Origin of the sequence: Aeromonas finlandensis (genome assembly GCF_000764645.1) — a bacterium.
GTDB classification, from domain to species: Bacteria; Pseudomonadota; Gammaproteobacteria; order Enterobacterales; family Aeromonadaceae; genus Aeromonas; species Aeromonas finlandensis.
The window spans coordinates 1-4,127 of the sequence record NZ_JRGK01000318.1 but is presented as its reverse complement, the minus strand read 5'-3'; the positions used below and the strand labels follow the sequence as shown (position 1 = coordinate 4,127).

Sequence of the window (4,127 nt, the reverse complement as noted above, 5' to 3'; positions counted from 1 at the left end):
GGTGGTCGAGCTGCGCGCCCGTTTCGACGAAGCGGCCAACATCGACTGGGCCAACATTCTCACCGATGCCGGGGTCAAGGTGGTGTTCGGGGTGCCGAGCCTCAAGATCCACTCCAAGCTCTGCCTCATCACCCGCCACGAAAATGGCGAGGCGGTGCGCTACGCCCATATTGGCACCGGCAACTTCAACGAGAAGACCGCCAAGATCTACACCGACTTCTCGCTGCTGACCCGCAATCCGGATATCACTGCCGAAGTGGAGGGGGTATTTGAATACATCGAATATCCCTATCGGCGCTACAAGTTCAACCACCTGCTGGTCTCTCCCATCAACAGCCGCCGTCAGCTCTATCGCCTCATCGACAACGAGCTCTCCAACGCCAAGGCGGGCCAGCCAAGCGGCATCATCCTCAAGATCAACAATCTGGTGGACAAGGATCTCATCAACCGCCTCTATGCCGCCGGTCAGGCGGGGGTGCCGATCCAGATGATCATCCGTGGCATGTGCGCCCTGCGTCCGGGGGTACCGGGTCTCAGTGACAACATCAAGGTGATCAGCATCATCGACCGCTTCCTCGAGCACCCGCGGGTGATGGTGTTCCACAACAAGGGCAACTCCCAGCTCTATATCTCCAGCGCCGACTGGATGAGCCGCAATATCGACGGCCGGATCGAGGTGGGCACCCCCATTTATGATGAGCGCCTCAAGCAGCGCATCATGGACATTCTCGAGCTACAACTGAGTGATACCTGCAAGGCGCGGGTCATCGATGCCGACCAGCAGAACGAGTATGTGAAGCGGGGCAACCGCCGCAAGATCCGCTCTCAGGTGGCGATTTACGACTATCTCAAACGTATCGAGTCAAACAATGGACAATAGCCTCTACGCCGCCGTCGATCTCGGCTCCAACAGTTTTCACATGGTGATCGCCCATCTGAGCGAAGGGCGTTTTCGCATCGTCGATCGCATCAAGGAGCGGGTGCGTCTGGCCGAGGGGATGGATGAGCAGAAGCGGATGAGCCCGGAGGCGATGGAGCGCGGCCTCGCCTGCCTGTCGCTGTTTGCCGAGCGGCTCACCAATATCAAACCGGATCAAATTCGTATTGCCGGTACCTATACCCTGCGCCGTGCCAGCAACGCGCGCGAGTTCGTGAGCGAAGCAGCCAAGGTGCTCAACCACCCCATCGAGATCATCAGTGGGCAGGAAGAAGCACGGCTCATCTATCAGGGGGTCGCCCATACCCAGCACATCGAAGGTCAGGTGCTGGTGGTGGATATCGGTGGTGGCAGCACCGAGCTCATCATCGGCGAGGGGTTTGATCACAAGGCCCTCACCAGCCGCAAAATGGGTTGCGTCAGCTTCACCCAGAGCTTCTTTGCCAGCGGTAAGCTGAGCGACAAGCACTTCAGCAATGCCGTGCTGGAAGCGCAACACCAGCTCGCCCCCATCATCAACCAGTATCGCAAGCTGGGCTGGCAAAGCTGCCTTGGCAGCTCCGGCTCCATTCGTACGGTGCGCGACGTGCTGCAGGGTGAAGGGCTGACTGACGGCTGCATTACCTTGGAGGGGCTGGAGCGGCTCAAGGCGCTGATGATTGAGCGCAAGCGGGTCGATAACCTCAAGCTGGCCGGGCTCACCGAGGAGCGTCAGGAGGTGTTTGCCGCTGCGGTCGCCATCCTGCTCGGGCTGTTTACCTCGCTGCCCATCGAACGACTCGACTACTCCGATGGCGCTCTGCGCGAAGGGCTGCTCTACGAATTTGAGGAGCGCTTGCAGCACCACGATATTCGCGAGCGCACCGCGCAGGCCCTTGGCACCCACTACCGGATGGACCGCAAACAAGCCGCCCGGGTAGAGCAGAGTGTGCTGACCCTGTTTGATGCTTTGCAAGCGCCCTGGCAGATGGAGATAGAGCCCTATCGCGCCATCCTCGGCTGGGCGGCGCGGCTGCACGAGATCGGTCTTGCCATCAACTACAGCGGCATTCATCGCCACTCCGCCTATATCCTGCAACACACCGATCTGCCCGGCTTCAACCAGGACGATCAGGCGCTGCTGGCAGCGCTGGTGCGCTTTCAGCGCAAGGGGCTCAAGCTCTCCGAACTGCCGCCCCTGCCCAACCACGACCTGCAAACGGTGCTGCGCTGCATCCGCATTTTGCGCCTCGCAGTCGCCGCTCACCACAAGCGCCAGGACAACCTGCTGCCGGAGTGGAAAGTCGCAGTGGAAGGCGATCAGCTGGTAGTGACCCTGCCGATCGACTGGTGCGAGGAGAACCGTCTCCTGATGCAGAATCTGGAGAAGGAGCATCGTTATTGCCAGGAGCAGGGCTGGCCACTGTTGTTCCAGCTCGGCTAAACAGGAAAGATAAATGCAAAAGGCAGCCCAATGGCTGCCTTTTGCATATCAATCTCCCGGTTACTGCAACTCGGGCAGCAGCCACTTGGCCATCTCGAAGTAGATGATAAGGCCGGTACCATCCACCAGTGTCGCGATGAAGGGCGCAGAGACCACCGCCGGATCGATGCGAAAACGACGCAGCACCATGGGAATAATGGACGCGACCGTGGCACTCCAGAGCACGATGGCGATGATGGTAAAGGTCACCACCATGCCAATCTGGGGACCGACCCCAAGACTCCATGCCCGCACCCAGGCCGCCATGGCAATGGCCCCCGAGATGAGCAGACCGGTGGAGAGCTCCTTTTTCAGCACGGTGCCGAGATTGCGCAGACTCACCTCCCCGACCGCCATGGCACGTACTATGGTGGTGGTGATCTGGGTGCCGCTGTTACCGCCGGTACCGATCAGCAGGGGGATAAAGAAGGCCAGCGCGATGGCTGCTTCCAACTGCTCCTCAAAGGCCCGCAGCACGGTGCCGGTGTAGGCTTCCGCCACAAACAGGATAAGCAGCCAGCCCACCCGTTTGCGCCACAGCTGCCAGGGCGTCGCCTGCAAGTAAGGGGTATCGAGCGGCGATGAGCCCCCCTGCATCTCGGCATCCTCGGTGGATTCGAGCTCCAGGATATCGGCTGCATCATCAACGTGGAAAATACCGACCAGTCGCCCCTGATCCTCGACCGGCAGGACCGAGAGGTCGCGGTCGATCAGCAGGCGCGCTGCCAGCTCCTGATCCGCCCGGGCGTTGATCCGCACCGTCTCCCGATCCATCAGGCTTGCCACGCTGGCCAGCGGGTCGGCAATCAGCAAGGTCTTGAGAGAGAGGCTCCCTTGCAGACGGCCATCCCCGTTGACCACATAGATATGGCGAAACAGCTGGGCATTGTCCCAGGCATCGTGGATCAGCTGTTTGGCGTGACCGACTGTGTCCTCCTCCCGCACCGCCAGATATTCGTGGCGCATGTTGGCACCGACCGACTCGGTGGGCCAATCCAGCAGGGAGTAGTACATGGCCTGCGCCTGGGTCGGGAAGCGGGCCAGCAACATGGTGCGATCCTGGCGGCCCAGTTTACGCAGGATGGCCACCATCTCGCGACGGGGAATGGCCTCCTGCAACACGCTGACGATGCTGCCATGCAGCCGTTGCAACAGGCGCCCGGCACTTTCGGCCGAGAGCGAGCCAAGCAGTTCAGCCCCTTGCGGGATTGGCAGGGTGTCAAAGATGCAGTTGAGCTCTTCCGGACGCAGAGTCAGCAGTTGATCGGCGCGCTGAACCGGATCCAGATTATGTTCCAGCCAACCCTGCAGGGCGGCCAGATCGAGCAGTTGGTGACGGTTAAGAATGGTATGTGTTTTCTTCATCACAGATATCCTCATGTGATTTCAGGCAAGCCTGAATGCCTCCGGAAATAGCCGGATGCAACGATAAGAAAACAGCAATTTGATTGACGAGTAATAGGCAGGAAATGACGCCGTTCGGCGTGTCATCATCCCCACGTACCAGCTTTAGCACTGTATAACGTATCCGGCATGCCGGAAGCCACTTGGGTTTACACCTTAATCCGATGAAAACTGTCCTGATCTTGGGCGTCTCTGGACGTCGTGAGATCAGTGGCCTGTGTTTATACAGGAGCCTCGCCTAACGAGATGCTGCAAATAATTCACACAACCCTCTGTTGTGCGGGCGGCATGATTATCCAATACCGCAGGGAGGTCAACCCCGCA

Annotated in this window: 3 protein-coding genes and 1 riboswitch; of the genes, 2 read left to right on the top strand and 1 reads right to left on the bottom strand. The window is 59.7% G+C overall.

What is annotated here, in order from left to right:
• Both LD28_RS0119875 and ppx read left to right on the top strand, forming a co-directional pair.
• Nucleotides 1-880: RNA degradosome polyphosphate kinase (locus LD28_RS0119875; RefSeq protein WP_033138638.1), on the top strand; the 880-nt coding region annotated here is incomplete at its 5' end.
• Nucleotides 870-2,360 (top strand): exopolyphosphatase, encoded by a 1,491-nt coding sequence (ppx, locus tag LD28_RS0119870; RefSeq protein ID WP_033138637.1) that lies wholly within the window; start codon nucleotides 870-872, stop codon nucleotides 2,358-2,360. The genes LD28_RS0119875 and ppx, both read left to right, overlap by 11 nt.
• Nucleotides 2,361-2,420: 60 nt before the next feature.
• Here ppx and mgtE read toward each other — a convergent pair whose 3' ends face one another.
• Nucleotides 2,421-3,764, bottom strand: coding sequence for a magnesium transporter (gene mgtE, locus LD28_RS0119865; RefSeq protein ID WP_033138636.1), 1,344 nt, complete (start codon nucleotides 3,762-3,764; stop codon nucleotides 2,421-2,423).
• A 122-nt stretch (nucleotides 3,765-3,886) separates the two neighbouring features.
• Nucleotides 3,887-4,056: riboswitch (M-box (ykoK) riboswitch) on the bottom strand.
• Nucleotides 4,057-4,127 lie beyond the last annotated feature (71 nt).